Source organism: Streptomyces phaeochromogenes, assembly GCF_001418655.1.
GTDB classification, from domain to species: Bacteria; Actinomycetota; Actinomycetes; order Streptomycetales; family Streptomycetaceae; genus Streptomyces; species Streptomyces phaeochromogenes.
The window spans coordinates 29983-56325 of the sequence record NZ_LIQZ01000311.1 but is presented as its reverse complement, the minus strand read 5'-3'; the positions used below and the strand labels follow the sequence as shown (position 1 = coordinate 56325).

The 26343-nt window shown below is 70.4% G+C and carries 23 protein-coding genes and 1 pseudogene; 16 read left to right on the top strand and 8 right to left on the bottom strand.

What is annotated here, in order from left to right; genetic code table 11:
• Nucleotides 1-105: 105 nt before the first annotated feature.
• Nucleotides 106-275 (top strand): annotated as a pseudogene (locus AOK17_RS52730) (GNAT family N-acetyltransferase); the annotation flags it as partial.
• Between the two features lie 67 nt (nt 276-342).
• Here AOK17_RS52730 and AOK17_RS34805 read toward each other — a convergent pair.
• Entirely contained in the window at nt 343-975 is a 633-nt protein-coding gene (locus AOK17_RS34805; protein ID WP_055616582.1) for a TetR/AcrR family transcriptional regulator, read from the bottom strand.
• 137 nt (nt 976-1112) lie between these two features.
• Here AOK17_RS34805 and AOK17_RS34800 point away from each other — a divergent pair, with 137 nt between their 5' ends.
• From AOK17_RS34800 to AOK17_RS34790, 3 genes are all read left to right on the top strand, one after another.
• Nucleotides 1113-2060: an MBL fold metallo-hydrolase gene (locus AOK17_RS34800; RefSeq protein ID WP_079053445.1), complete on the top strand. Its 948-nt coding sequence runs from the start codon at nt 1113-1115 to the stop codon at nt 2058-2060.
• A gap of 180 nt (nt 2061-2240) precedes the next feature.
• Nucleotides 2241-3854: an MFS transporter gene (locus tag AOK17_RS34795; RefSeq protein ID WP_055616580.1), complete on the top strand. Its 1614-nt coding sequence runs from the start codon at nt 2241-2243 to the stop codon at nt 3852-3854.
• Complete coding sequence (locus AOK17_RS34790; protein WP_055616579.1) at nt 3851-4795, top strand: fumarylacetoacetate hydrolase family protein; 945 nt, start codon at nt 3851-3853, stop codon at nt 4793-4795. Before AOK17_RS34795 ends, AOK17_RS34790 begins: the two co-directional genes overlap by 4 nt.
• Before the next feature lie 140 nt (nt 4796-4935).
• Here the strand turns inward: AOK17_RS34790 and AOK17_RS34785 are convergent, their stop codons facing one another.
• On the bottom strand, nt 4936-5898 hold the full coding sequence (locus AOK17_RS34785; protein WP_055616586.1) for a threonine ammonia-lyase: 963 nt from the start codon (nt 5896-5898) through the stop codon (nt 4936-4938).
• 305 nt (nt 5899-6203) lie between these two features.
• Between AOK17_RS34785 and AOK17_RS34780 the strand changes: the two genes are divergently transcribed.
• The 8 genes from AOK17_RS34780 to AOK17_RS34745 all read left to right on the top strand — a co-directional run bounded on the left by AOK17_RS34780 (nt 6204) and on the right by AOK17_RS34745 (nt 16383).
• The gene (locus AOK17_RS34780) at nt 6204-9053 is read left to right on the top strand and encodes a PQQ-dependent sugar dehydrogenase (protein ID WP_079053444.1); all 2850 of its coding nucleotides are present in this window, start codon (nt 6204-6206) and stop codon (nt 9051-9053) included.
• Between the two features lie 17 nt (nt 9054-9070).
• Nucleotides 9071-10840: a ThuA domain-containing protein gene (locus AOK17_RS34775; protein ID WP_055616578.1), complete on the top strand. Its 1770-nt coding sequence runs from the start codon at nt 9071-9073 to the stop codon at nt 10838-10840.
• Nucleotides 10841-11043: 203 nt separating this feature from the next.
• A complete protein-coding gene (locus tag AOK17_RS34770) occupies nt 11044-11454 on the top strand; it encodes a winged helix-turn-helix transcriptional regulator (protein ID WP_055616577.1) in 411 nt (136 codons plus the stop codon).
• A gap of 94 nt (nt 11455-11548) precedes the next feature.
• Entirely contained in the window at nt 11549-12421 is an 873-nt protein-coding gene (locus tag AOK17_RS34765) for a zinc-binding dehydrogenase (RefSeq protein ID WP_055616576.1), read from the top strand.
• Nucleotides 12418-12939, top strand: coding sequence for an SRPBCC domain-containing protein (locus AOK17_RS34760; protein WP_055616575.1), 522 nt, complete (start codon nt 12418-12420; stop codon nt 12937-12939). The genes AOK17_RS34765 and AOK17_RS34760 overlap by 4 nt, the downstream gene beginning before the upstream one ends.
• Before the next feature lie 452 nt (nt 12940-13391).
• The gene (locus AOK17_RS34755; protein ID WP_055616574.1) at nt 13392-14882 is read left to right on the top strand and encodes a DUF1996 domain-containing protein; all 1491 of its coding nucleotides are present in this window, start codon (nt 13392-13394) and stop codon (nt 14880-14882) included.
• A 210-nt stretch (nt 14883-15092) separates the two neighbouring features.
• Nucleotides 15093-15668, top strand: a complete 576-nt coding sequence (locus AOK17_RS34750; protein ID WP_055616573.1) for a nitrobindin family protein — start codon at nt 15093-15095, stop codon at nt 15666-15668.
• A gap of 49 nt (nt 15669-15717) precedes the next feature.
• Entirely contained in the window at nt 15718-16383 is a 666-nt protein-coding gene (locus AOK17_RS34745; RefSeq protein ID WP_055616572.1) for an SDR family NAD(P)-dependent oxidoreductase, read from the top strand.
• 15 nt (nt 16384-16398) lie between these two features.
• Here AOK17_RS34745 and AOK17_RS34740 read toward each other — a convergent pair whose 3' ends face one another.
• On the bottom strand, nt 16399-16791 hold the full coding sequence (locus AOK17_RS34740) for a DUF2255 family protein (protein ID WP_055616571.1): 393 nt from the start codon (nt 16789-16791) through the stop codon (nt 16399-16401).
• 18 nt (nt 16792-16809) lie between these two features.
• Complete coding sequence (locus AOK17_RS34735; protein WP_055616570.1) at nt 16810-17031, bottom strand: hypothetical protein; 222 nt, start codon at nt 17029-17031, stop codon at nt 16810-16812.
• A 116-nt stretch (nt 17032-17147) separates the two neighbouring features.
• Between AOK17_RS34735 and AOK17_RS34730 the strand changes: the two genes are divergently transcribed.
• Nucleotides 17148-18935, top strand: a complete 1788-nt coding sequence (locus tag AOK17_RS34730) for an FAD-binding dehydrogenase (protein ID WP_055616569.1) — start codon at nt 17148-17150, stop codon at nt 18933-18935.
• Nucleotides 18936-18982: 47 nt separating this feature from the next.
• Here the strand turns inward: AOK17_RS34730 and AOK17_RS34725 are convergent, their stop codons facing one another.
• Both AOK17_RS34725 and AOK17_RS34720 read right to left on the bottom strand, forming a co-directional pair.
• The gene (locus AOK17_RS34725; RefSeq protein WP_055616568.1) at nt 18983-19198 is read right to left on the bottom strand and encodes a tautomerase family protein; all 216 of its coding nucleotides are present in this window, start codon (nt 19196-19198) and stop codon (nt 18983-18985) included.
• A gap of 68 nt (nt 19199-19266) precedes the next feature.
• On the bottom strand, nt 19267-20100 hold the full coding sequence (locus AOK17_RS34720) for an SDR family oxidoreductase (RefSeq protein WP_079053443.1): 834 nt from the start codon (nt 20098-20100) through the stop codon (nt 19267-19269).
• A 182-nt stretch (nt 20101-20282) separates the two neighbouring features.
• Between AOK17_RS34720 and AOK17_RS34715 the strand changes: the two genes are divergently transcribed.
• From AOK17_RS34715 to AOK17_RS34705, 3 genes are all read left to right on the top strand, one after another.
• Entirely contained in the window at nt 20283-21143 is an 861-nt protein-coding gene (locus tag AOK17_RS34715) for a helix-turn-helix transcriptional regulator (protein WP_055616567.1), read from the top strand.
• 108 nt (nt 21144-21251) lie between these two features.
• Nucleotides 21252-23411, top strand: coding sequence for an ATP-binding protein (locus tag AOK17_RS34710; RefSeq protein WP_055616566.1), 2160 nt, complete (start codon nt 21252-21254; stop codon nt 23409-23411).
• A gap of 104 nt (nt 23412-23515) precedes the next feature.
• The gene (locus AOK17_RS34705; protein ID WP_055616565.1) at nt 23516-24241 is read left to right on the top strand and encodes a hypothetical protein; all 726 of its coding nucleotides are present in this window, start codon (nt 23516-23518) and stop codon (nt 24239-24241) included.
• Nucleotides 24242-24314: 73 nt separating this feature from the next.
• Here AOK17_RS34705 and AOK17_RS34700 read toward each other — a convergent pair whose 3' ends face one another.
• Together AOK17_RS34700 and AOK17_RS34695 are read right to left on the bottom strand one after the other, a co-directional pair.
• The gene (locus tag AOK17_RS34700; RefSeq protein ID WP_157881454.1) at nt 24315-25229 is read right to left on the bottom strand and encodes a squalene/phytoene synthase family protein; all 915 of its coding nucleotides are present in this window, start codon (nt 25227-25229) and stop codon (nt 24315-24317) included.
• Nucleotides 25230-25303: 74 nt separating this feature from the next.
• On the bottom strand, nt 25304-26218 hold the full coding sequence (locus tag AOK17_RS34695; protein WP_055616563.1) for a lytic polysaccharide monooxygenase: 915 nt from the start codon (nt 26216-26218) through the stop codon (nt 25304-25306).
• Nucleotides 26219-26343: the final 125 nt, after the last annotated feature.

The window sequence follows — 26343 nt, the reverse complement described above, 5'->3', positions numbered from 1 at the left end:
GCCCCCGCCTCCGCCCCCGCCCGAGGCCGGAGGCGATGGGCGCGAGAACGGAAGGCGCCCCGGCATCGATCCCCGTCAGTCGGGGGGATAGGGCTTCGGCTCGTCACCGACGTGGTCGCGATGCTGTGCCACTGCGGTTTCCGCGTACGCGGCCTGCAGTGGCTGCAGATCGAGACGCTGTCGGACACCGCCGCGACGCCGCGACGCCGCGCTCCGCCGAGCACGACGGCTTGGTCCGCGAGGGCGTGCTGCGCTCATCCGCCAAGGCCCACGGCCTGCGCACCCGGGAGCATCGTCGCGTCCGGCGCGCATAGCGCCCACGGCTTCCGGCGCGACGGTTGTTCAGGAGGGCGTGAGGATGCCCGTGAGGACGATGTCGAGTGCCGCGTTGAGGCTGTCGGGCAGGTCGAAGGGCGGCGGCTCTTCCCTGATCCAGCGCAGGACGGTCGTGAAGTAGCAGGCCGCGAGCAGGGCGCCCGCCTGGTCGGAATCGACTTCGGGCCGGATCTCGCCGCGCTGCTTACCTTCCTCGACGATCTTCGTGAGTTCGATTTCCAGTGACGGATCCTGGAACAGCCGGCCGAACCGCGCGGAGGCGCTCATGAGGACCGTGGTCTCCCCGCGGGAGGCGACGTTCAGTTCGGCCATCTCCCGCAGGTAGCGCCTGAGGCGCTCACCGACCGGCAGGACCTCGGCATGCTCCTGGCCGAGGATCGCCGCGACCGACGCCCGGCGACGGACGCCCCACTCCTCCAGGAAGCCCACCTTCTGCGAGTAGTGGTTGAAGACGGTGGCCCGGGCGACGTCGGCGGTGTCGGCGATCTCGTCCATGGTCGTCGCCTCGAACCCCTGGGTGACGAACAGCCCGACCGCCGCTTCGTACAGCTGATCACGTACCTGGCGGCGCTTTCGCTCCCGGCGCCCGGGGGCCGGTGCCTCGTTCGCGGGGACGGCTCCTGCGTCCGGGATCTTCATGGCCTCCAGTACAGCACAGCGCCGCACGCCTCTTGACCGTATCCGCGGGTGGACTCTAGATTTCCGGTCATAGATGGACTCAAGTCCATCATTGGATTCCCATCTCGCAATGTTGCGGGACGCGGAAAGGAGGCAGCGTGGCTTCCGTAGTTCCCATGGCGGGCCGTGCAGACGTCGGCGGCGGGTGTCATGTGTGGCTTCCGGACCGGGGCGGCTGGGGCATGAGCAATGCCGGGCTGGTCGTCGGCCGGGGCGAGTCCCTGCTCGTCGACACCCTCTACGACCTGCGGCTGACCCGCGCGATGCTCGACGCGCTGGCTCCGGTGACCGCCGCCGCCCCCATCTCGACCGTGGTCAACACCCACGGCAACGGCGATCACTGGTTCGGCAATCAGCTCGTGGCCCGGGCCGAGATCATCGCGGCCCGCGGGTCACTGGCCGACATGCGGCAGGTGGGCCCGTCCGAGATGCGGCAGCTGGTAGCAGACCGGGGACTCACCGGGCGGTTCGCCCGCAGGATCTTCGGCGCCTTCGACCACACGGACATCGAGCCCGTCCTGCCCGGCCGGGTCTTCGACGGTGAACTGGTCCTGGACGTCGGCGGCACGGAGGTCCGGCTGGTCGACGTGGGCCCTGCGCACAGCTCCGGCGACACCATCGTCCATGTGCCGCGGGCGGGGGTCGTCTACACCGGCGACATCGTGTTCGCCGGCGCCGCTCCCGTCGTGTGGCACGGGCCGTTCGCCAACTGGCTCGCCGCCTGCGACCTGCTCCTCGGTCTCGACGCCAACACCATCGTGCCCGGGCACGGACCGGTCACCACCAAGAAGGCCGTCCGGGACATCCGCGACTACCTCGAATTCGTCCACGAGCAGGCCACGACCCGGTTCACCGCCGGACTGCCCGCCATGGACGCCGCACGCGACATCCGCCTCGGACGATTCGCCGGGCTGGACGAGAGCGAACGCCTCGCCGTCAACGTGCACACCGTCTACCGGGAACTGGACCCCTCCCTGCCCCCGCTCGACGGCCCCGGCCTGTTCGGCCGCATGGCCGAACTCGCCTGCCCTCACCCCGGTTTCTGATCCCTGAGCCTTTCGATCCACCGGCCAATTCCCGGACCGCCCACCGGCCACCCATCGTCCGCCCATCGGCCATTCACCGGGCCACCCACCGGTCTTTCACCCAACCGCCCACCGGACAACCCACCGGTCACTCACCCGACCACCCACCGGTCATTCCCCGGACCGACCTGAGGAGGAGACATGGTCTCCAGACCCGCCCACGAACCACCCACCGCGCCGGCCGACGGCCCGCCCGCCCGGCACACGGGCACGATCATCGCCGGCTGCCTCGCGGTGTGCCTGGCCCAGATCGGACTGGTGCTGCCCGCCGCGATCAACGGCGTCATCCAGCGCTCCCTGCAGACATCCGGCGCGGAACTGACGTGGATCAGCGACGCGTTCCTGGTTCCGGCCGCCGTGCTCGCGCTGACCTTCGGCGTACTCGGCGACCTGTACGGACGCAAGAAGCTGCTGGTGGGTGGTGCGCTGCTGGCCGCCGTCGGCTACGCGGTCTCCGCGACCTCCGACTCAGCGGCCCAGCTGATCACCGGCCAGGCACTCTCCGGCATCGGCGCCGCCGCGCTCTTCCCCGCCTCACTCGCCGTGATCACCGCGAGCACACCGACGCCCGCCGCCCGGGCCCGCGCGCTCGCCTCGTGGACCACGGCCCTGTCTCTCGGCGCGCTCATCGCCCCGCTGCTCTCCGGCGCTGTCGTCGAACACACCTCCTTCCGCTGGGCGTTCGCCGCCACCGGGGTGCTCGCTCTCGCGGCGGCGGCAGCGGCCTGGCTGCTGACCGGCGAGTCCAGCGCCCCCGAAGGCCGCTCCCTGGACTGGCCGGGGCAGATAACCATCGGCCTGGCACTGCTGGCCCTGCTGTACGGCATCATTCAGGGCCCCTCCGACGGCTGGGGATCGGCGCCCGTCGTCCTCTCCCTCGTTGCCGCCGCGGTTCTGCTGGCGGCCTTCATCCGCGTGGAGAACAGCAGTGCCTCGCCGATGCTGCGACTGGAGCTGTTCCGTATCCCGGCCTTCGCCGCCTCGGCCGCGATGGCGGTCATCGGGATGTTCGGCTTCCTGGGAGGCGCGTACGACCTGAGCATCCGGCTGGGCGTGATCCAGCACCAGAGCCCGCTGCAGTCGGCGGTTCCCTTCCTGGTGATCCAGGGCATCACACCCTTCATCTGGCCGCTGCTGGTACGGCTGCTGCACAGCGTCGGCCCCGGTCCGATGCTCGTCACCGGCTTCATGTCGTTGGCCGTCGCCCAGCTGTGGCTGCGGGAGGTGCCGATCCACGAGACCGGCCTGGTGCCCCTGCTCGGCCCGCTGGTTCTCAACGGCGTCGGCTTCGGACTGGTCGTCGCCGCCATCACCGCGGCTGCCGTCAACGTCGTACCGCCCAGTCTCACCGGCATGGCCAGCGCCACCACCAGCCTGGTCCGCGACCTCGGCCAGACCCTCGGCCCGGCCGTCGTCGGCGCGGTCGCCCTGGGCCTGGCGACCAGCCGGCTGACGGACGGCCTCGCCGGGGCGGGACTCACACCCGCCGAACACGGAACAGCCACCGCCGTCCTTGAAGCGGGCGGACCCATCGCCCTGCACACCGCCGAACTCGGCCCGCTCAGCGCGAAACTCTCCCCCTTCACCGAACGGGCGCTGGCCGACGGCTACAACGCGGGACTCGTCCTGACCGCCGTCGCCTGCGTGGTCGCCGCCGCGATCGCCGCTGTTTTCCTGGGAGTCAGGACCCGTGGCGGCGACGCGGGCCGGAAGCCCGAGGCACGGACAGCCGAGCCCGAAGGGGTCCGGCCGTGAAGTACGCGACCTTCCTCCACGACGGACAGCAGCGGTCGGGCGTCGTGGCCGACGACCGAATCCATCCCTTCGACCCCGGCGTCGGCCTGCTGGAGCTCATCCAGGCAGGCGAGACCGAGCTGCGGGCCGCCGGCGCCCGGGCCCTGACCGGATCACGGCCCCTCGCGCTCGGCGGGATCCGGCTCCTGCCGCCGCTCCAGCCGCCGACCGTACGGGACTTCATGACCTTCGAAGGGCATGTGGCCGCGGTCGCCCAGGGATACGGCGACACCGTGCCCGAAGAGTGGTACGCCCAGCCGGCGTTCTACTTCACCAACCCGTACGCGATGATCGGCGCCCACGACGACGTCCCCGTTCCGCCGGGCTGCCGGCGCTTCGACTTCGAACTGGAGGTCGCCGCTGTCATCGGACGAGCCGGGCGGGATCTGAGTCCCGAGCAGGCCCGGGAGCACATCATCGGCTACACGATCCTCAACGACTGGTCCGCCCGCGATCTTCAGGGCCCGGAGATGAAGGTCAAACTCGGCCCGGCCAAGGGAAAGGACACCGCCACCACCCTCGGCCCCTGGCTGGTCACCGCCGACGAACTCGATCCACACCGCGACCCCGAAGGCTTCCTGGATCTCGAACTCACCGTCGACGTCAACGGCGTGACCATCGGTCAGGACACCCTCGCCAACATGGCCTGGACCTTCGAGGAAATGGTCGCCTACGCCTCCCGGGGCACCTGGGTCCGGCCCGGCGACGTCCTCGGCTCCGGCACGTGCGGCAACGGAGGGTGTCTGGCCGAGCACTGGGGCCGAGCCGGCACATTCGAACCGCCGCCCCTGGAGCCCGGCGACACCGTCACCATCACGGCCCAGGGCCTGGGCACCGTCAGCAACACGGTGGTCGGGGGAGTGGCGCCCTTGCCCATAGCCACGGCGCGCCGAAGGCTGTGAAACCCCGCGGGCAGGTGGCGCCGGCACGGGCGGGGGTCAGCGCTTCCCCCCTCGGCCTCGGCGCACCCGACCTTGGCACGCCCGACCTTGGTACACCCGATCCCGGCACACCCGATCTCTGCACACCCGATTCCACCGGCTCACATGCGGACCCACCGACGGTAGGCGTCCAGGTCGACATTGCTGCCGCAGAGGACGGTGGCCACATGGCGGCCCGCGAAGCGGTCGCGATCTTCCAGGACGGCCGCGACGCCGAGGGCCGCTGAGGGTTCGACGACCAGGCCCGCGCGCTCCAGGAGCATCCGCATGCCCGCGACGATGGACGCCTCGCGGACCAGGACGGCGTCGTCGGCGACCGTGAGCAGGTCGTCCAGGACTGCGGGGATGGGGTGCCGCCCGGCGACGCCGTCGGCGATGGTGTCGGTCGAGTCGGTGGAGACGACCCGACGCTGTTGCCAGGACCGGGTCATCGCGGGTGCGCCGAGGGGCTGCACGCAGATCACCTCCACGTCCGGCGAAAGGGTCTTCAGGACGTGCCCCACTCCGGTGGCCATCGCGCCGCCGCCCAGGGCGATCAGGACCGCGTCGAAGGAGGAGGCCCCGTCGGCCAGTTCCAGGCCGATGGTCGCCGCGCCCTCGCAGGTCTCGATGTCGAGGCTGTCCTCGACGAGCCGGACGCCACGCTGTTGCGCGATGCTCACGGCCCGTTCGCGGGCCATCTCGAAGTCGCCGTCGACCAGTTCCAACTCCGCACCCAGCGCGCGGATCCGATCGAGCTTGGCGGCGGGCGCCCTGCGCGAAGCCACGACCGTCACATCGAGGCCGCGGCGGCGACCGGACCAGGCGAGCGCCAGGCCGAGGTTCCCGGCACTGGCGCACACCGCGGCCGTACGGCCCTGGCCGGTCAGCAGGCCGGCGACAAGCTCAGTACCGCGGGCCTTGAAGCTCCGCACCGGATTCGCCGTCTCCAGCTTGATGCTCACCGTGCAGCCGAGCTCGCGCCCCAACGCGTCGCACCGGTACAGCGGAGTGTCCAGGAAGACCGGGTCGATCTCCCGGCGGGCCGCGCGGATCCGGGCGAGATCGAGACGCGTCGTGACCATGACCAGCAACCTACCCTTCCGCGCTGCCGCGGTCGTGGTCGCGATCAACAGCCCTACGCCGCCCATGACTTCGCATGTCGCGGTCGCCCGGGCAAACAGGGGTTCCAACTTTGTCCCGTACGTGGAAGAAGTATCGAGATCATGCGTGAAAGGGGTTACGGAGCTCAACAAAGCTCGCTAACTTCCTTGAAATGAACCGGTCATAGAGCCGCAACCGGTCGTGACGGCGCGACGGCGCGCGCCTGTGCACTGCTTGGCAGCCCGGCGAGGGCTGCCGTCATCCCACCCCACTTTGGGAGACCTCTGTGCGCAACAAACCGCTCAGACGCAGACGTATCCGTTACCTGCTGACCGCCGTGGCCTGCGCCGTCGGCTGCCTGCTGCCCTTGCCCCAGGCCGCCGCCCGCCAGGCGGATCCGGCCGCCGGACCCAAGGCGGCGGCCGTCGAGTACCAGCAGGTCACACTCGCCAAGGGTGTGGCCGAGACGGGCGAGCCCATGACCCTGGCGGTGCTGCCGGACCGCTCGGTCCTGCACACCTCCCGTGACGGCACGGTCCGGCTCACGAACGCCGCGGGGACCACCGCCGTCGCGGGCAAGCTGGATGTGTACAGCCACGACGAGGAAGGCCTGCAAGGCGTCGCCGTGGACCCCGGCTTCGCGTCCAACCGGTCCATCTACCTCTACTACGCCCCCAAGCTCAGCACTCCGGCCGGTGACGCCCCGGCCGACGGCACGGCCTCCGACTTCGCCCCCTTCGACGGGGTCAACCGGCTGTCCCGGTTCGTGCTGAAGACCGACGGCACCCTGGATCTCGGCAGCGAGAAGAAGATCCTCGACGTGCCGGCCTCCCGCGGCATCTGCTGCCACGTGGGCGGCGACATCGACTTCGACGCGGCCGGAAACCTGTACCTGTCCACCGGCGACGACACCAACCCGTTCGCCTCCGACAGCTACACCCCGATCGACGAGCGCTCCACCCGCAACCCCGCCTTCGACGCCCAGCGTTCCTCGGCCAACACCAACGACCTGCGCGGCAAGGTCTTGCGGATCAAGGTCAACGCCGACGGGTCGTATGCGATCCCGAGCGGCAACCTCTTCGCGCCCGGCACCGCGAAGACCCGTCCCGAGATCTACGCGATGGGCTTCCGCAACCCCTTCCGTATGAGCGTCGACAAGCCCACGGGCATCGTCTACCTCGGCGACTACGGCCCCGACGCAGGCACCGCCAGCCCGACGCGCGGACCGGGTGGGCAGGTGGAGTTCAACCGGATCACCAAGGCCGGAAACTTCGGCTGGCCGTACTGCACCGGCGACAACGACGCCTACATCGACTACAACTTCGCCACCGGCGGCTCCGGGTCCGCCTTCAACTGCTCGGCGCCCACGAACAATTCGCCGAACAACACCGGCCTCACCGCGCTGCCTCCCGCCCAGCCCGCCTGGATCCCGTACGACGGCGGGTCCGTACCGGAGTTCGGCAACGGCTCGGAGTCCCCGATGGGCGGCCCGGTCTACCGCTACGACTCGGCCTCCACCTCCGAGGTGAAGTTCCCGCAGGAGTACGACGGCGACTACTTCGCCGGGGAGTTCGGCCGTCGCTGGATCAAGCGCATCGAGTCCGGCACCGACGGCACCGTGCAGTCCATCAACGCCTTCCCCTGGAGCGGCACCCAGGTGATGGACATGGCCTTCGGCCCCGACGGCGCCCTGTACGTCCTCGACTACGGCACCGGCTACTTCAGTGGCGACGAGAACTCCGCCCTGTACCGCATCGAGCACGTCACCGACGGGCTCGCCCCGACCGCACAGGCGAAGGCCGACGTCACCTCGGGCAAGGGGCCCCTGGCCGTCTCGTTCTCCTCGGCCGGCAGCACCGACCCGGACGGCGGTGCCCTCAGCTACGCCTGGACCTTCGGCGACGGCGCCACCTCCACCGCCGCCAACCCCTCCCACACGTACGCGACCAACGGCCAGTACACAGCCACGCTGAAGGTCACGGACACCACCGGCAAGTCCGCGACGGCCTCCGTGCAGATCACGGTGGGGAACACCGCGCCCACGGTGAAGCTCGACCTGCCCGCGGACGGAAGCATCCACGACTTCGGCGACGCCATCCCGTTCAAGGTGACGGTGACCGACCCCGAGGACGGCACGATCGACTGCTCCAAGGTCAAGGTCACCTTCATCGTCGGACACGACAGCCACGGCCATCCGCAGACCTCGACCACCGGATGCACCGGCACACTGCAGACGCTGGCGGACGGCGAGCACGACCCCAACGCCAACATCTTCGGCGTGATCGACGCCGAGTACACCGACAAGGGCGCCGGCGGCCAGCCCGCGCTGACCTCGCACGACCAGCACGTCGTCCAGCCCAGCCACCGGCAGGGCGAGCACTACGGCGCCTCCGCCGGCGTCGACGTGATCTCCCACGGTCCCGCACACGGCGGGAAGACCGTCGGCAACATCGAGAACGGCGACTGGATCTCCTTCCAGCCGTACGCCCTCGGCAACGCGACACAGTTCACCGCCCGGGTCTCCTCGGCGGGCGCCGGCGGCACCATCGAGGTCCGCGCCGGATCCACGACCGGCACCCTGCTCGGCACGGTAACCGTGCCGGTGACCGGCGGGTGGGAGACCTTCCAGGACGTGACGGCCGGCCTGAACAACCAGCCCACCGGCTCCACCTCCCTCCACCTCGTCTTCAAGGGCGGCAGTGGCGCGCTCTTCGACGTGGACGAGTTCTCCTTCACCACCTCCGGCGGCAGCACCCGCTCGGGTGAGGTGAAGGGCGTGAACGCCAAGTGCCTGGACATCGACAACGCCCAGACCAGCGACGGCACCAAGGTGCAGATCTGGACGTGCAACGGATCCGCCGCCCAGAAGTGGACGGTCTCCGGTGACGGCACGCTGAGGGCGCTGGGCAAGTGCCTGGACGTGTCCGACGCAGGCACGGCTGACGGTACGAAGATCCAGCTCTGGACCTGCAACGGGTCGGGCGCGCAGACGTGGGCGGCCCAGTCCGACGGCACGGTCCGCAATCCGCAGTCCGGCAAGTGCCTGGACGCCTCGGGCGGCACCTGGAACGACGGAACGGCGGTCCATCTGTGGACCTGCCACGCCAACGCCAACCAGAAATGGACCCTGCCGTAGGAGGGAGGAGACCGACCATGCGTACTTACCTGAAAGCGGCCCTCGGCCTGTTCGTGGGCGCCGCGCTCTGTCTGACCCCGCAGGCCGCGGCGCTGCCCGGATCGGTGGGCCAGTCAGCCACCGGTTCCGCGACCGCTGAAGCACGGCCACTAGAGGCGGCCGACCCGGCGTACAAGATCCTCGTCTTCTCCAAGACGGCGGGCTTCCGCCACTCCTCGATCGACGAGGGCATCGCGGCCCTGCGCGGTCTGGGCGCCGCGAACAACTTCACCGTGGACGCGACCGAGGACTCGGGGACCTTCACGACCGGCAACCTCGCGCAGTACAAGTCCGTCGTCTTCCTGTCGACGACCGGCGACGTGCTGAACGCCGCCCAGCAGACGGCCTTCGAGCAGTACGTCCAGGGCGGCGGCGGATACGTCGGCATCCACGCCGCCGCCGACACCGAGTACGACTGGCCCTTCTACGAGGGCCTGGCAGGCGCGCTCTTCCACTCGCACCCGGCCATCCAGTCCGCCACGGTCGAGGTGGAGGACCGGGCGCACGACGCAACCGCCCATCTCGGCAGCACCTGGCAGCGCACCGACGAGTGGTACAACTACCGCACCAACCCGCGCACCACCGCCCGCGTCCTGGCCTCGCTCGACGAGTCCAGCTACTCCGGCGGGAACATGTCCGGCGACCACCCGATCGCCTGGTGCAAGGACTACCAGGGCGGCCGGGCCTTCTACACCGGCGGCGGGCACACCGAAGAGTCGTACGACGAGCCCGCCTTCCGGCGGCACCTCCTCGGCGGCATCCGCTGGGCCGCCGGCATGACGGACGCCGACTGCCGCCCGGAGACCGGCTACACACCACTGTTCGACGGCTCGTCCACCACCGGCTGGAAGCAGGCAGGCCCCGGGCAGTTCAGCCTCGCGGACGGCACCCTCACCTCCGTGGGCGGGATGGGGCTGTTCTGGTACAACGCCCGGGAGTTCACCGGCGATTACTCCCTCAAGCTCGACTGGCGGATGGCCGGGGACGACAACTCCGGTGTCTTCATCGGCTTCCCGGCCTCCGACGATCCCTGGACGGCGGTGAACAACGGCTACGAGATCCAGATCGACGCCACCGACGCCGTCGACCGCACCACGGGCTCCGTCTACGGCTTCAAGTCGGCGGACATCGCCGCACGGGACGCCGCGCTGAATCCGCCGGGGGAGTGGAACACCTACGAACTCCGGGTCACCGGCGAGCGGTTGGAGATCTTCCTCAACGGCCGGAAGGTCAACGACTTCACCAACACCGATCCCGTACGCAGCCTGCGACAGGGGCACATCGGCATCCAGAACCACGGCGACGGCGACGACGTGTCCTTCCGCAACATCCGCGTCAAGCAGGCCGGCGGCCAGGAGCCCGGCCCTCGCTCGGGTGAGGTGAAGGGCGTCAACGGCAAGTGCCTGGACATCGACAACGCCCAGACGGCCGACGGTACGAAGGTGCAGATCTGGACGTGCAACGGGTCGGGGGCGCAGAAGTGGTCGGTCCCCGGTGACGGCACGCTGAGGGCGCTGGGCAAGTGCCTGGACGTGTCCGAGGGAGCCTCGGCGGACGGTACGAGGATCCAGCTCTGGACGTGCAACGGGTCGGGTGCGCAGACGTGGGCGGCCCAGTCCGACGGCACGGTCCGCAATCCGCAGTCCGGCAAGTGCCTGGACGCCTCCGGTGGCACCTGGAACGACGGAACGGCGGTCCATCTGTGGACCTGCCACGCCAACGCCAACCAGAAATGGAGCCTGCCCTGACGAACCGGCCGACCGGCACGGCACGGTGAACCACCCGCATCTCTCATGACTTCGCCCCGCTCGCCGGTGTGAGCGGGGCGAAGTCATGGTGCAGTGCCAGGCCCTTCCGTTTGCGAACTCAAACGCTACGCGCGGCAGGTGGGTTACGACCGAATCGAATGTAGGTACCTCTAGGTGCGTAGCGGTCCTGACAGAAGAGACGGATGACCACCAAGGCGAAGCCGACGCGCAAGATCGAGTCCGGCACGTACGAGGCGTACATGCACGACTGCCCCGCGGTGGCCTTGCTCTCGACGATCAGCAACCGGTGGGTCAGCCTGACGATGTGCACCCTCGGGGCGAACGGCGATGCAATGCGATACAGCCACATCAGCCGCGAGATCCCGGGCGTCAGCCAGAAGATGCTCACTCAGACCCTGCGCATGCTCGAGCGCGACGGCATGGTGGAGCGGACGGTCACACCGAGCGTGCCGGTACGTGTCGACTACGAGCTGACCCCGCTCGGGCAAGGCCTGTACGACCTGCTGTCCCAGGTACGCGACTGGGCCGCGGACAAAACCGATGATGTCGACGAGGCGCGAGCACGCTACGACACCCGGCAGGCCGACCAGTAGCCGACCAGTAACGACGACAGAAGCCCCGTGGGGACTGTGTGCCTGACCGTTTCGGGGCGTAACGAACTTTAAAGGACCCGAGGCTGTCGAGGTCTTGGAGGTACCTCTCCCGGAACCGGGTCCCCTGGAGGTCCGCATCAAGGTCGCGGCTGCCGCGCTCAATCCCGCCGACGCCGCTGTGTGGGCCGGGATCTTCCGGTCGTCGGAGGAGGTCGAGTACACCGGTCTGGGTCTGGACGCGGCCGGGACGGTCGACGCGGTCGGCACGGGTGTCGCGCTCAAGGTCGGGACCCCGGTGATCGCGTTCGACGCCCCAGTGCTGCGCTCGACGAAGGCCCAGGCCGAATATCTGGTGACCGATGTCCATTCCGTCGCCCCCGCCCCGGAGGGTATGGATCTGACGCTCGCGGCGACGATCCCTCTCAACGCGATGACCGCGTCACTGGCCCTGGACCACCTCCCGCTGCGCCCTCGCGACACTGTGCTCGTCACGGGTGCCGGCGGGGCCGTCGGCGGCTACGCCGTTGAGTTGGCGCGGACGCGGGGCGTGCGGATCGTGGCGCAGGGGCGGCCCGAGGACGAGGAGTTTCTCCGAGGGCGTGGCGCCACCTGGTTCGTGTCGCGCGACGAGGAGTTGAGTGAGGCGGTGCGCCGGTTCGTGCCGGACGGTGTGGACGGCGTGCTCGACGCGGCGGCACTGGGCGCCCCCGCGCTGGCGGCTGTCCGCGACGGCGGCGTCTTCGTGAGCGTGAGGGGTGACGTGCTGCCGGCCCCGGAGCGGGGTGTGGCCGTGCGGCTCACCACCGCCGGACCGGAAGCGACCCGTCTCTCGTACCTCTCCGCACTCGCCGAGGTTGGCGTGCTGACGCCCCGCGTGGTGCGGATCTACCCGCTGTCGCAGGCCGCCGAAGCCCACGCCCGGCTCGCCCGGGGCGGCCTGCGCGGCCGGATCGTACTGGTGCCGTGAACGCCGCCACCGCCGCCACCGCCGCCACCGACGGCACCGCCGACACCGATGGCACCGGAAGGGAGCGGATCGTGCGTGAAGGCCCCATTGTCACGGCGGTGACCAGGATCTCCGCTCCGGTGGAGGACGTGTGGCGCGTGCTCGTGGCGTTCGACGAGTATGCGCAGTGGCACCCGGTTCTGTCCCTCGACGCGAAGCCCGAACAGGTCGTGGTCGGGGCGGAAGTTCAGGGCCGCCGCTCGGGCGCCGACACCGGCCGGCAGGACGTCACGATGAGGATCGTCGACGTGCAGGCCCCCCACCGGCTCGTCTGGGAGGGCGGATCGCTCGACGCGATCCACGGCAGGCACTCGTTCGTGCTCACCGCCCAGCCGGACGGCACCACCGAACTCACCGACTCCGAGGAGTTCCACGGCGCCGCCGTCGCCGAACTCACCCCGACACTCGGCCGGCTCAGGGAGGAACACCCCCGATACGGAGCCGCTCTGCAGGCACGCGTGGAGGGACTGTCCGGCTGACGAGGTCGGTGAGCGTACGAGAAACCGTTCAGGTGGCCGAACATGAACGCCGTTGACACCGAACGCCGCCACAGCGCCCACACGATGACGACCCGCCAGACGGCGCAGCTACCGGCGTAGCCGCGCACACGAGGCCAACCGGCTCAACTCCCGTGTCGGCCCCGGCTTTTGTGTGGTGCCAGGTGCACTGGACGGGCCGTCGCGCCCCTTCTGCCGGTTTTCCGCCGGCAGGTGCCCCGCCTTCGCGGGCGGCAAACGCGTGAAGTTCGTAGATGCCTCGCGGGGAAAGTGGTCGCTCCGGCGCCCGAGTCCGGCTCCTATGCCCGGATTGCGGGTGGAGGAAACTATGAATCTGAGAATTCAGTGAACATCCTGTGACCACATCCGTATCAAGGGAGAGCTTCGCCCACACCGGAAGTCCCGCCGGTTCCGAGGATGTTCAGAGAGGCCTGATGAGACGCAACACGCGGAAGAAGTCGAAGACCACCGTTCGGGTGGTGGGCGCTGCGGCGGCACTGGCCATGGGGGCCGGCGGACTCGTCGCGGCCAACATCTACGCCTCTGCCGATGAAACCGGCGCAGCGAAGGGCACGGCCCAGAACCAGGCGTTGGCGGCCGGAACCTCCACGATCGACTGCCCCGACGTCGGCCAGCAGTTGAAGGCGGTGCCCGACAAGGCCCGAACCCAGGTCGACAGGGAGCTTGCCCTGCTCGACAAGCAGGTGTCCGAGGCCTACCAGCGCCTCTCCACCTCCCAGCAGGCGATCCAGCAGGACGCCAACTTCGCGCAGAACGCGATCGTGAACCCGCTGAAGGACAAGCGGAAGGCCACGATCGACCGGATCGTCATCGCCATCGGCCGTGTGGGCACCAAGCCGCAGGGTCTTGAGGCGCTGGCGCCCTGCACGTTGCGCTCCACGGGCAACCAGCCCGCTGCCGGTCAGCCCTCCGGTCAGCCCGCCTCCGGTCAGCCGGCTTCGGGCCAGCCCGCTTCAGGAGCGCCGGCCGCCGGCCAGCCCGCCGCGGGCAACGGGCCCGTCGCCGCCGACTTCGTGGACATCACCAAGGTCAAGCCCAACGTGAGCACGGCGCGCAAGTCGTCGAAGGCGTCCAAGGGCACCTTCGTCACCAAGTGCGGGGTGAACGCCAACAAGCTGTACAACAGCGACAACGTCATCGTCGCGCCCGGTGTCACCAACGGCGCCCACCACGTGCACGACTACGTCGGCAGCCAGGACAACGACGCCTTCACCAGCGACCAGGACTTCCTCAAGGCCAACACCAGCTGCAAGAACAAGGGCGACAAGTCGTCCTACTACTGGCCGGTGCTGCGCCTTCAGGACGGCACCAAGGAGTTCGACGCCGACCGGCTGGGCGGTGGGGCCGAAGGCAACACCGGCCGCATCCTGACGGCCAAGCAGGCCACGCTGGACTTCGTGGGCAGCCCGCGCGGCAAGGTCGTGGCGATGCCGCAGCTCCTGCGCATCATCACCGGTGACGCCAAGGCCTTCACGAACGGCCCGGGCAACGCCAACGCCTCCTGGAGCTGCACGGGCTTCGAGAACAAGGTGCAGCTGAAGGACAAGTACCCGCTCTGCCCGTCGGGCCGGGACGTGGTGCGCACCTTCAAGTTCCAGAGCTGCTGGGACGGCACCAACATCGACAGCGCCAACCACCGTACGCACGTGGCCTTCGCGGACGCCAAGGGCAACTGCCCGACCGGCTTCAAGGCCATCCCGCAGCTCGTTCAGCGGCTCGTGTACGACGTGGACGCGCCCAGCCTGAAGGACAACGGGAAGACCCGGCCGTTCTTCTCCCTGGACGGGTTCCCCGAGCAGGCGCACAAGCCGATCACGGACCACGGTGACTTCATCAACGTGTTCGACACGAAGGTGCAGAACAAGATGGTCCAGTGCATCAACTCCGGACGCAGGTGCAGCTGAGTCCGAACAGCGGGTCTAGTCAGCGGTATCCGCCGCTAGTGCGGTAATAGCGGTCGGGGTGGGCGTCGTGCGAACGGCGTCCACCCCGCCGCGTTCGCGCCCGCCTCGCCGCGTGCGCCGCCACCCCACCGCTTTCAGGGCGCCGAGCGGGTCGACCGCCTAGGCTTCCGGTCGGCACCGGAACCGGCACAGACCCCAGGAGCGCACACCGTGTTCGACCCCGCACCCGAGCACCCGTACCCCGACGGCCAGCGGCCGGACGAGGCGCCGACGCCGCACGCGCTGCTCGAACCCGTCCTCGGCCTCCTGGGTTCCTGGCACGGCCGGGGCCAGGGCGAGTACCCGACGATCTCCGGGGACTTCGCGTACGCGCAGGAGGTGACCTTCAGTCATGACGGCCGCCCCTTCCTGCGTTACGAGGCCAGGGCCTGGCTGCTCGACGCCGATGACGCTCCGCTGCGTCCGTCGGCCAGGGAGAGCGGCTGGTGGCGGCTGCAGCCCGACGGCCGGGTGGAGGCACTGATCACCCAGCCCACCGGCATCGCCGAGATCATGGTCGGCCGCGCGGTCGACAAGACGGTCGACCTCTCCACCCACCAGGTGGCGCTCGCCCCCACCGCCAAGAAGGTCGGCGCCACCCGCCGCCGCTACACCCTGACCGGCGACGACACGCTCACGTTCGACCACGACCTGGAAGCGGTCGGCCAGCCCCTGCAGCACCACCTCTCGGCGTTGCTGCGCCGCAAGACCGACGACGGCTCCGGCCGGCGGTTCATCGGGCGTTGAGCAGGAGTGACGCCCCGCGCCCGACCGACCCCGGAGATCGAGGAAGACCATGACCAGCATCGCCATCATCGGAGCCGGCCCCGGACTGGGCGCGGCCGTCGCGCGGCGCTTCGGGCGCGAGGGCTTCGACGTCGCGCTCATCGCCCGCGACCACGAACGGACGAATGCCCTCGCCGCCGAACTGGGCCGCGAGGGCGTCACGGCCCGGGGCTTCGCCGCCGACGTGCGGGACCCGAAGGCCCTCGCCGCCGCCCTCGACGCGGCGAACGCGACTCTGGGGCCGGTCGAGGTCCTGCAGTACAGCCCGGTCCCGCAACGGGACTTCATGCTGCCGGTCCTGGAAACCACCCACGCCGACCTCACCGGCCCGGTGGAGTTCTCCGTCTACGGGCCCGTCGTCGCCGTACAGCAGGTGCTCCCCGGCATGCGCGCCCTGGGCCGCGGCACCGTCCTCTTCGTCAACGGCGGCACCGCGGTCGTCCCCCACCCCGACCGCGCCGGCACGTCCATCGCCTTCGCTGCGGAGAGCGCGTACGGCCATCTGCTGCACGACGCTCTCGGCGGCGAGGGCATCCATGTCGCGCAGCTGATCGTCCCCGGCGCGATCATCGCCGGACACCACAGGAAGGACCCGGCCGTACTCGCGGACACCCTGTGGGGGATCCACCAGGAGCGGCACGGGTTCCGGCACTACGCCGACGACCTCGACTCCTGACGGCCGGCCGGTGGCCTAGGCGGCGGACTCCGCCGGGCGGGGGACGAGCCGCATCGTGGTGGAGTTCGCCTCGGGGCCGGTGATGGCCTTGATGATGTTCGCGGCGTAGTGGCCGTACTTGGCGCGGTAGGCGGCGTCGACCTCGTCGTTGAGGGCGGGATCGGCGTCGACGAAGGTCACGTCCTTGTCCACGCCACCGCCCTGGATGCGGCCCTGCAGCCGGGCACGGGTGCCCCGGTACCAGGCGGCCGTCGGACCGTTGACGGACCGTACGCAGATGTCGTCGCCGACGCGGACGACCCAGATGGTCCGCCAGCTGCCCGGCGATCCGTCGCGCCGCAGGGAGACGACACGCAACTCCTCGGCGTTCTCGATCCGGGCGAGTTCGTCATTCGGCCAAGTCGTCATCGACGCGTCTCCTTGTCGCTATCCGTGTGCCGCCTTCGGAACCAGACTCACCGCCGCGATCGGCACCGGCAACAGCACGGCGATCAATGGGCTGACGGGGTGCCGGCGGGCGTCGCGGATGCGGAGGGTGATCGTGCGGGTGAGGTGCTGTCCGCCCTGGTCGTCGAGCGGGGTGGGCGCCCGCCGGCGGAGGGAGACGGCCGGGTGCGGCCAACGTCCATGACCCCAGGGGGAGTTCACGCCGCACCACTCTGGCGCGTGCGCGATCACTTGGGCTACCGTCGGTAACACCTTGCCGTCGCAGCGGCATCTTTGGCGTCTCCCGCCCCCTCCGCACCTCCTCCGGAAGGCACCCCATGGAGAATTCAGCAGCCACGGCTGCCATCACGCGCCGCCGTGCCCTGACGGTGGCGGGCGGCACGCTCGCCGGTGCCGCCCTGGCCCAGTCGGCCGGATCCGCCTTCGCCGCCTCGGCGTCGGACGCGGACGCGATCGTCGTCGGCGGCGGGCTCGCCGGGCTGGTCGCCACGGCGGAACTGGCCGCGGCGGGCCGCAAGGTACTGCTCCTGGACCAGGAACCGGAGACGAACCTCGGCGGACAGGCGTTCTGGTCCTTCGGTGGTCTGTTCCTCGTCAACTCCGACGAGCAGAGACTCATGGGCATCAAGGACACCCAGGAGCTGGCCTGGCAGGACTGGCAGGGCACGGCCGGCTTCGACCGCGGCATCACCGACCCGAAGGGCCAGGACCACTGGGCCTACAAGTGGGCCGAGGCGTACGTCGACTTCGCCTCCGGTGAGAAGCGCTCCTGGCTCGCCGGCCTCGGGGTGCAGTGGTTCCCGATCGTCGGCTGGGCCGAGCGGGGCGGCGGTCTCGCGGACGGACACGGCAACTCCGTGCCCCGCTTCCACGTCACCTGGGGCACGGGACCGGCGGTCGTCGAGCCGTTCGAGAAGAAGGTGCGCGCCGCGGTCGAGGCCAACAAGGTGACCTTCAAGTTCCGGCACCGCGTCGACGGGCTCGTGACCACGGGCGGCGCCGTCACCGGCGTACGCGGCGCGATCCTGGAGCCGAGCAGCGCCGCCCGCGGCAAGCCCAGCTCCCGTACGGTCGTCGGCGAGTTCGAGCTGCGCGCCCCGGTCGTGATCGTCACCTCCGGCGGCATCGGCGCCAACCACGATCTCGTACGCCAGAACTGGCCGGCCCGGCTCGGCACCCCGCCCAAGACCATGATCACCGGCGTGCCCGCCCACGTGGACGGCCGCATGCTCGCGATCACCGAGAAGGCGGGCGGGCGGATCGTCAACCCGGACCGCATGTGGCACTACACCGAGGGCCTCAGGAACTACGACCCGATCTGGCCGGGCCACGGCATCCGCATCCTGCCCGGTCCGTCGTCCATGTGGTTCGACGCCACCGGCAAGCGCTTCAGCGCACCCGACATGCCCGGCTACGACACCCTCCACACACTCAAGTCGATCACCGAGACCGGCTATGACTACTCCTGGTTCGTGACGACCCAGAAGATCATCGCCAAGGAGTTCGCGCTCTCCGGCTCCGAGCAGAACCCGGACCTCACCGAGAAGAACATCTGGATGCTCCTCTCGCGCATCTGGCAGACCCCGGAGCCGATCGAGAAGTTCAAGAAGAACGGCGTGGACTTCGTCGTCGCCACGACACTGTCCGAACTCGTCCGCGGCATGAACAAGTTGACCGGGGACGGCCTGATCGACCTGAACGACCTCCAGCGGCAGATCGACGCGCGCGACCGGGAGATGGACAACCCCTACTCCAAGGACGCCCAGGTCATGGGCATCCGCAACGCACTCTCCTACCCCGGGGACACCCTCAGCCGCACGGCCGCCGCCCACAAGATCATGGACAGCAGCGCCGGGCCGCTGATCGCCGTACGCCTCAACATCCTCACCCGCAAGACCCTCGGCGGCCTCCAGACCGACCTCTCCGGCCGCGTCCTGAACGCGGCCGGAGAAGCCGTACCCGGTCTGTACGCGGCCGGTGAGGTGTCGGGATTCGGCGGAGGCGGCGTCCACGGATACCGCTCCCTGGAGGGCACGTTCCTCGGCGGCTGCCTGTTCTCCGGCCGTGCGGCGGGACGGGCCGCGGCAGCGGCGACCGCGACCTGACGCCGAAGCGGAGCCGATGCGGAGTCGATGCGGTGCCGGCGCGGAGATCAGTCCCGCGCCGGCGCCTGGAGCTTCGCGAGCGTCAGTACCTCGCCGCCGATGCCCCACCCGCCGTCGGTGACCTCCTCGACCAGTACGAGGGTGGTGGCGCGGGCGCGTTCGCCGTAGATCTCGACGTAGAGCTCGGTGGTACGGGTGATGATCTGCTCCTTCTGCTTCTCGGTGAGGGTGTCGGCGGGCACCTTGAAGTTCGCGAACGGCATGTTGGATCTCTTTCCTGTGGTTGCTCGTGCTTGCCGGCTGCTACCGGTGGCGCCGGGAAGGGCGGTCGTCAGACGATGCCGCCGTTGGCCCGGACGACCTGTCCGTTGATCCAGTGGCCGGCCGGGGAGGCGAGGAACGCGACTGTCTCGGCGATGTCGGCAGGAGTGCCGAGGCGTTCCAGCGGAGGCTGCGCGGCCAGCCGGGCGATGGTCTCCTCGTCCTTGCCGTCGAGGAACAGATCGGTCGCGGTGAGGCCGGGGGCGACGGCGTTCACCGTCACGTCCCGGCCGCGCAGTTCGCGGGCGAGGATCATCGTCAGCGCCTCCACCGCTCCCTTGCTCGCGCTGTAGGCCCCGTACGTGGGAAACGCGAGACCGACGACTGACGTGGAGAAGGTGATGACGGTGCCGCCCGGCCGGATCCGCCGGGCGGCCTGCTGGGCGACGACGAACGTGCCGCGGATGTTGGTGCGGTGCAGCGCGTCCAGATCGGCCAGGTCCAGGTCGACGACGGCCGCCGTGTGGGCCCGGCCCGCCGCGTGGACGACCACGTCGACACCGCCGTACGTGGACTCGGCCAGGTCGAACAGCGCGGACATGTCGTCCTCGTCGGCGACGTCCCCGCGTACGGCGATGGCCCGGCCGCCGGCCGCGGTGACCTCCTCGACCGCGGCTTCGGCGAGGTCCGCGTTGCCCGAGTAGCCGGCCACGACCGCGAAACCGTCGGCCGCCAGGCGGGCCACGGACTGGCGGCCGATGCCGCGTGAGCCGCCCGTGACGACGGCGACGCGTGAGTGGGCGCGCGCGTCCGGCACCTCCGGGTCCCGCACGTCCTCCGCGGGACGCGTCTCCGCTGGATTCGCCTCCACGGGGTTCGGCCCCGCCGGATTCGGAATGGGCATGATGGCGATGGCTCCTTGAGGTGTCTGAGGTGTCTGAGGTATCGGTGAGCGCTGTTCCGCGACCTCTCCACGGGCGCCCCGAGACCCACCATCGGCGGCTCTTCCCCCGTTAACCAGGGCTGTCTCGACCCTGGGGTCCGCATCCCCTGGCTCCGGATACGTGCGCGAGTGAGGATGAGGGGGTGACCTTTCCCGAACTGGCGGCATTCCTGAAATCCCGGCGCGACCGTGTGAAGCCGGGTGATGTGGGGCTGCCGGTCGGCCCCCGCAGGCGCGTACCGGGGCTGCGCCGGGAGGAGGTCGCCCAACTGGCCGGCCTGTCGGCGGACTACTACACCGAACTGGAGCAGGGGCGCGGCGCCCAGCCCTCGGAGCAGACCCTGGCCGCTCTCGCCCGCGCTCTGCGGCTGGCCGGCGACGAGCGCGACCACCTCTACCACCTCGCGGACCGGCGAGTACCCCCGGCCGCGCACGGCCCCGCCGCCCATGTCCAGCCGGCGCTCCTCCGCCTCCTCGACCAGCTCACCGGTACGCCCGCGCAGGTCATCACGGACCTCCACGAGACGCTGGTCCAGAACGAGGCGGCGGCTGCCCTGATCGGCCGTCCTCCGGCCGTCCGCGGACCGGCGGCCAGCTTCGTCTTCCGCTGGTTCACCGACCCCGCGGCCCGCTCCGTCTATCCGGCCCCGGACCATCCCCGCCAGTCCCGGGCCTTCGTGGCGGACCTGCAGGTGGTCGCCGCCCGACGAGGCCGCGATCCCGAGGTGACCCGGATGATCCGCGAACTACGCCGACGCAGTGCGGAGTTCACCGAGCTGTGGGACACCCACGAGGTGGGCCTGCGCAGGAACGACCACAAACGCATCGTCCACCCCGGCCTCGGCGTCATCGAGGTCGAATGCCTCACCCTCTTCAGCGAGGACGGCCGCCAGCGCCTTCTCTGGTTCACGGCCCCGCCCGGCAGCCGCGCCGCCGAGCAACTGCGGCTCCTCTCCGTCATCGGCACCCAGGACATGACCGAACCGGCCCCTCTCCGGCCGTGAACCAAACTCACGGCGACGCGCGCCCCAACCCTTCAACCGCGTTGAGCCGAACGACGTAATGTGATCGGTCATGAAAGATTCGGTTCGGTTCATGAGGGGCTCAGGGGTATGGGGGACGGCGGCTCGTTAGGCGACCTCGTGGTCGCGGCGCGGGACCGGGCGTTCGTCGGGCGGGCGGCGGAACGGGCGATGTTCCGGTCCGCGTTGGCGGGGGACCCCCACGGTTCTCCGGTGCTGTATCTGCACGGGCCCGGCGGAATCGGCAAGTCCACGCTGCTGAGGCGGTTCGCGCTCGAAGCGCGGGAGGCGGGACGGCTGGTGGTCGAGATCGACGGCCGTACGGTTCCGGCGACGCCCGACGACTTCGAGCGGGCCGCCGGAAAGGCGATCGGCGAACCCGGATCGGTGCTCCTGGTCGATGCCTTCGAGCACTGCCAGGGCCTGGAGCACTGGTTGTGGGAGCACTTCCTGCCGCGGCTGCCGCTGGGCACGGTCGCGGTGGTCGCCGGGCGCTCGGCCCCCGATCCGCGCTGGGTCGCCGATCCGGGATGGGCCGGCCTGATGCACGTCGTACCGCTGCGGAACCTGGCCCGGGGCGACGCCGCCACCCTCCTGCGGGTACGCGGTGTCCCGGACGGGGCACACCACGCGCTGCTGTCCTTCACCGGCGGCAATCCGCTGGCCCTGTCCCTGGCAGCGGCGGTCGTCGTGCGGCAGGACGCGGACGGTACGGCCCGGGCGGCCGACTGGGCACCCGGCCGGGACGTGATCGCGACGCTGCTGCCACGACTCGTGGGCGATCCGCCGAGCCCCGCACACCGCACCGCGCTGGAGGTCTGCGCCCAGGCCGACGTCACCTCCGAGGCCCTCCTGCGGGCGATGATGGGCGAGCGCGCCCCCGAACTGTTCGCCTGGCTGCGCACCCAGCCCTTCATCGAATCCACCGCGGCCGGGCTCTTCCCGCACGACGTGGTGCGCGAGGTGCTGGCAGCCGACCTGCGCTGGCGCGACCCGGACGGATTCGCCGCCCTGCGCCGACGGATGTACGAGTATCTGCTCGGCCGTGTCCGGGAGGCGTCCGCCGCGCAGATGCTCCCGGCGTTGCAGGCGCTGGTGTACCTGCACCGGACCTTCGGCCATCTCGCGAAGGCCTTCGAGTGGGAATCGTACGGTCAAGTGCGGGAACTCCCCTGCACTCCCGCCGACGAGAAACGCGTGGTGGAACTGGTCCACGAGACGGAGGGCCCCGAGTCCGCCGCGCTCGCCCGGCTCTGGCTGGACCGGCAGCCCGAGGCGTTCGTCGTCTACCGGTCGACCGGTACCGATGACATCGTTGCCTTCTCCGCCTGGCTGCAACTCGCCGAGTGGGAGGGGGAGGACGTCGATCCGGTGGTGGCCGCCGCCTGGGCCCATGTGCGTACGGCCGAGCCGCTGCGAGCGGGGGAGCGCGTGGCCGTCGCGCGTTTTCATGTGAACCCGCAGGCGTACCAGCGCCCTTCGGCCGCCATGAACCTGGTCCAGTGGCGCGTGATCGGGGAGATAGTCCGGTCCGACGATCTCGCGTGGTCGTTCGTCGTGATGCGGGACGACGGCTTCTGGGACGACTATCTCCAGCGCAGCGACATGCTGCCGACCGACGCCGGACCCGTCGTCGGCGACCACGGATACCGTCTGTTCGCCCACGACTGGCGTACCCGGCCCGCCCTGGCCTGGATGGTGGAGAAGAACAAGGCCCTGTTGGCCGGCGCCGGCATCGATGTCGGCGCCGGCGGCCAACTCGTCCACGCCATGGGTGAGTTGGTGCCTTCGGACTCGGGCGGAACTCCGCGGGAAGGCACGGACTACGTCGTGCTGTCCCGGCGGGAGTTCGACACCGCGGTACGGGACGCCCTGCGCGCGCTGTGGTGGCCCAACGAGCTCGCGGCCAACCCCCTCAGCCGCAGCCGCCTCGTCGCGGCACACGGCCAGAGCCTCCACGACGTCCTGCTGGGCGCCATCGACACCGTCCTGGCGGAGCGCGGCGGGGAGAAACGACACCGCGTGGTCACGACCACGTACAGCAAGGCCGCGCCCACCCAGGAGGCGGTGGCCAGACGTCTCGGGATGTCCTTCAGCACCTATCGGCGGCATCTGACGGCCGCGGTGAAGCGCGTCAGTGATGTGCTGTGGAGTCATGAACTGAGCGGAGAACCGATGGTGCCCGCCGGCCGGGACCTGACGCCGGACCAGCGGGACGGGCCGCCGCTCGACGCCCCGGGCCCGGGTTGATGGACAGCAATGAGCAGTCATTGACCACGAATACGGCTGTCGCCGAGGCTCCGGCCCGCCGAGAATTCCCGGCCGTGCCCATCCGACATCTGCCCAACCGACATATGTACTCGGCCTCTTCGCCGTCGACAGGGGAACTCGCCAACCCGTCCGCCGACTCCACGTCGACCGGCCGGCCAACCGCCTATCCGGTCGACGTCGTCGTCTCCTTACGGCGCGAGGGGACGGCCAGGCTGTTGCGCACCCTGCGCAGCCACCAGGTACTGCCCGCTCTCCTCCATCCGTGGGGCTCCGGAGCGGCCTACCGGTCGCTGCTGCGGGAGCCGGATGCGCTGAGCCTGCTGGACGTCCCGGAAGGGGCGGTGACGGACGATCTCGCGCAGCGCGTGCACGTGCTCAGCGCCCTCTCCTCCGTCGTCGTGCTGACCCCGGGCCACATCGACTCCGTCGACCTGCTGCGGGCGGGAGCCGCCAATGTGCTTCCCCGCGACATGCCGCCGCCCGAACTCGCCGGCCGGCTGACCGCCGAACGCCGCTGGCTCGGCACGTCCACTCCGTCGAGAGACCGCCGCGTGCGTGCCTTGCCCCAACAGGTCCTGCGGCCCCGACAGTTGTCCCAGGGGATACTCCTCGACGTCCTGCTGGCGTCCGCCCGCCCGTGGTGCTGCCACGACCTGTGTCTGCTCCTGGGCACGGCCCGGGCCCCGATGAGCCGGCGGGCCCTGCAGGCACGCATGCTCCGGCTGGGCGAACGCCTGACGCCGTACGGGCTGTCGGTCACCAGCACCGTCCAGTGGGGCAGGACCACGTACACGGGCATCAGCGGCTAGTCGGGCGGGAACGGCAATGCGCCCGCCGGCTCATTGAGGTTCGGCTCGCCCGCGTCCGCTCACCCCGGCCGCCTCATCCAGTGGCGCGGACCGGATGCCGTGCCGGACGCCCGGCCAGCAGCCGAAGGCACGCCACCGGACGGTCCCGTACCGGACGTCGGGCGACCGAGGCACCGCGGGCCGTCACCGACGCCAGTCGCTGGTGGTGCAGGTCCAGGATGAAACGCATCAGCCGCCGGTGTTCCTCGGAGCAGTGCTCCAGGAGCACGGTGGCCTCGTGGAGCGTGGTGCGCGCCGCCTCGACGGTGGCCGTGACCAGCGCGCGGACTCCGGGCAGGTCGCGCCCCTTTTCGAGGTCGGCGCGCGTGATGCCGTGCCGGTCGAGGTCGCTGAGGGGCAGATACAGCCGCCCGCCGCGCAGGTCCTCCGACAGGTCGGTGAGGATGTCCGTGCGCTGGGCCGCGTCGGCGAACAGCCGGCAGGAAGCCGCGAACTCGGCGCTCCCGCCCCCGAGATGGGCCAGCCCCGACGTGATCATCAGGAACGGCCAGGTGAGCTGCTCCACATACCGCTGGTAGTCGGCCTCGGTCTCGAACCCGGAGAAGTCGAGGTCGATCCGCGCACCCTCCAGATACGAGTCGACCCAGCGGCGCGGCAGTTCACGCTCCGCCGCGGTGTGCAGGAACGCCCGCAGCAGGGGATGCGCGGCGTCTCCCGTACTCAGTGCCGTACGCACCCGCTCGGCCCACGCGTCGTAGTGCCGTGTGCGTTCCTGGACCGTTCCCCGGTCGCAGACGTCGTCGGTGAACGCCGCGAAGGCGTACCCGGCCAGCACATGGGGCTGATGGGAGGCGGGCACCAGCAGCCGCACCGCCAGATAGCCGGCGGGCTCGCGCCGCTGCATGAACCGCGCGACCTTCATGTAGTCGTCACGCAGAGCGCCCTGGTGCGCTCCTGCCGATTCCAGACAACTCCGCCAGGTCCGCACGTACGTCTCCCACGCGATGGTTCCTTTTTATAACTAAAGAACGCGCAGGCTATCAGTCACGGTTTTCGAGCTCCTCACCGGCGGCGGCGCAGGGTGAACGCCGCGCCCGCCGTGATCAGCAGTCCGGCCGCCCCTCCCGCGACGAGAGGCAGGGCCAGGGCCTGGCTGTCGTCGTCGGAGTCGGGCGAGGAGACCGCCTCGCCGGCCGCGTCGGTCACGGTGACCGACGGTTCCACGGGGGCACTGGTGGCCTCGGCCGGGGACTCCGACGGTGTGGGGGTGGCCGCGGCCTTGGTGGGGGCGGCCTTCGTCGGTGTCGCCGCGGGCTTCTTCGACGTAGACCCGCCGGTCCCGGCGCCCGCGTTCTCCTTCGCCGCGGGGAAGACCACGTCCGAGCACGAGTAGTACGTGTCCGGTGTGCTCGTGTTCTGCCAGATCGTGTAGAGGAGATGGCGTCCGGTGCGGTCGGACGGCAGCTTGGCCTTGATCCGGTAGGCGCCGTTCACGAGTGCCGGGTCGGTGGCCGTGGCGAAGGGCTGCGACGGCAGGTCCGACCAGGTGAGGGGCTTCGTCGGGTCGTAGCCCTCCTTGGTCAGGAACAGCTTGAACGAGCCCGTGTGCGGAATCGTCGACCGGTAGGTGAGCGTCATGTTCGCCCCGCCGGTCAGCTTGGTCGAGGGCCAGTCGGCGCGGGCCAGGTCCAGGCCCCGGTAGGCGGCGATGCCCCCGCTGCACAGCTTGCCGTCGGGGACGACCTGGCGGTCCCGGCCGTTGACGCCCGCGAGACGCAGATTGTCGAAGGCCGCGATGCCGGAGGAGGCAGCCGCCCGGCACGCCGCCGACTGCGCCTGCTGCGCTCCGGGGGAGCAGGCCACCACCCGGCTCACGGGGTCCGTCGGCGCACCGTGCGCGGCGGCGGGCCCGGCGGCCCACACCGCGAGCAGGAGCGGTGCCGTCCCGAGGAGGGCGGCGGTGCGGTGTGCGGTCATGGGTCGGGTCCTCCTAGCACGGCAGACGGGTCGGGCCCGCTGCCCCTGAAGTACGGGGATCACACGAAGCCCGTTCAACGCTCCCCGTACGGGCGATCAATACGCGCCACCCCGTGCCCGCCCGG